Below are 1,922 nucleotides of genomic sequence, written 5' to 3'. Positions count from 1 at the left end.
AACAAAACAAATGACTTAACCAAACCCAAAGTCATGTTGGCAATGGGTCATAGCCTTGGCGACAACCAAATGAGATCAGTCTATATCGCCGGTAAAAATGACTTTTATGACGATCTAATTTCACTCGCCGGTGGCCAAAATGTCTATCAAGATGAACGCATCAAAGTCCCCACGATATCTGCAGAAGGCATATTGAAGCTCAACCCCGACATTATTCTAGATATTTTTCCTGAAGCAGATGATCATGACTACAATCTTGACAGTGTTCGACAACAATGGCGCAGCCTAGATTTAGTGACTGCGGTTAAAAATAAGAAAATTTATATTATCGAACAAGGTTATGCCACCATCCCTGGGCCACGTATTTTTCTATTACTCGAACAAATGGCAAAATTAATTCATCCTGAGATTAATTGGGAGATAGACAGGGAGCTTGACCAACCATGAGTTTGTTGATTAAAAGCCATGATTTATCTCTATCTATCGGCAATATAACACTGCTCGACAACATCAGTTTTGATGTAAATAAAGGCGATTATCTGTGCATTGTCGGACCTAATGGTGCTGGCAAAAGTAGCTTGCTCAAATTATTGATGGGCATATTACCCATATCTAAAGGCGAGTTACTTATCCGCGACAAACTGGTTTCAGACTATTCTCAAAAGCAACTTGCTCAACTGATCAGTTATGTTCCGCAATCAAGTGGCCGGCAATTACCTTTTAGCGTAGCTGAGTTTATCAAAATGGGTCGCTATCCTTTCCACTCAGCCTTATCGGATTGGCAACCAGCAGACCAACTGGCCTTAGAAAATGCGTTTGATATCACCGACACTGCTCAATTTAGTTCTCGACAGATGCATACCCTCAGTGGTGGTGAATGTCAGCGCGTTATGATCGCTGCTGCTTTATGCCAACAAAGCCCCATTTTACTACTCGATGAACCCACTAGTTTCTTGGATCCTCATCACCAAGTCGAAGTTCATCGCCTTATCCGTACTTTAAATCAACAACATCAGATTACGATCATCGAAGTGAGCCATGATCTTAACCATGCCAGTCAACACAGCAAACAAATCCTTGCTTTAAAAGAAGGGCAAACACTCTGGCAAGGCCAAGCCGATAAATTTCTTGAAGCCAAACGTTTACATGCTTTATATGATCAAGACTTTATATTTCTCGACCACCCACAAACGGGGGCTAAAATTGCCTTACCGGATGAGCAGCTATGAAACCATCACTCAGTTTAGTGCTAATCTCAATAGCAAGTTTGCTCATATTACTGCTTAGCCCAATGCTTGGATTTGATGCTCACGTGAGTGCCGAGATTAAACATCGGATCATGACCGAGATACGTATTCCACGTGTACTCTTTGCCTTTATTGCCGGTTCGGGTTTAGCGTTGTGCGGCATGGTTTTTCAAGCCATGTTCCATAATCCATTGGCCACTCCCTTCACCTTAGGTGTGGCCAGTGGCGCATCGTTAGGCGCAGCCATCTATGTGTCTCTGGGCTTGAGTTTTAGCTTTTTAGGGATTAATGGCACTAGCTTTGCCGCCTTCTCAGGTGCGCTACTCGCTATCAGCATCGTTTATAGCATCAGCCGTTTTCGACAAGGTTTTTCTACCGAAACATTACTGCTCACGGGTGTGGCTATTAGCTTCTTCTTTTCTAGCCTTATTCTATTCACTCAATACCTAAGTAATGTCACCGATTCCTTCCGAATTTTACGTTGGTTAATGGGTGAGCTCAGTATTGTAGGTTATCGTGACCTGATGCAACTATTGCCCTTTGTCACACTCTGCGTTGCCATTATTATTTGGCTCAGCCGTGAGTTAAACCTATTAATGGCAGGCGATGAGATTGCCATTAGCCGTGGCGTGGCAGTCAAACAAGTTCGTTATATCTTATTTTTCTCAACCTCCA

The 1,922-nt window shown here is 42.9% G+C and carries 3 protein-coding genes; all 3 read left to right on the top strand.

The window, feature by feature from the left end; all coding sequences use genetic code 11:
- Nucleotides 1-447 (top strand): ABC transporter substrate-binding protein (locus AC3AYF_RS20530; protein ID WP_487780324.1); only part of this gene is annotated, 447 nt, incomplete at its 5' end.
- Entirely contained in the window at nt 444-1,229 is a 786-nt protein-coding gene (locus AC3AYF_RS20525; protein ID WP_487780323.1) for an ABC transporter ATP-binding protein, read from the top strand. The genes AC3AYF_RS20530 and AC3AYF_RS20525, both read left to right, overlap by 4 nt.
- Nucleotides 1,230-1,312: 83 nt before the next feature.
- A partial coding sequence (locus AC3AYF_RS20520) for a FecCD family ABC transporter permease (RefSeq protein ID WP_487780322.1) occupies nt 1,313-1,922 on the top strand: 610 nt, incomplete at its 3' end.

The sequence above is a fragment of the Salinicola sp. genome (assembly GCF_982684285.1).
Note: the sequence above shows the minus strand (reverse complement) of the source record. Positions and strands in the feature narration are given on the sequence as shown.

What these genes read in the sequence shown, in the direction of transcription:
- AC3AYF_RS20525 (WP_487780323.1), top strand. Translation starts at nt 444, where the DNA reads ATGAGTTTGTTGATTAAAAGCCATGATTTATCTCTATCTATCGGCAAT.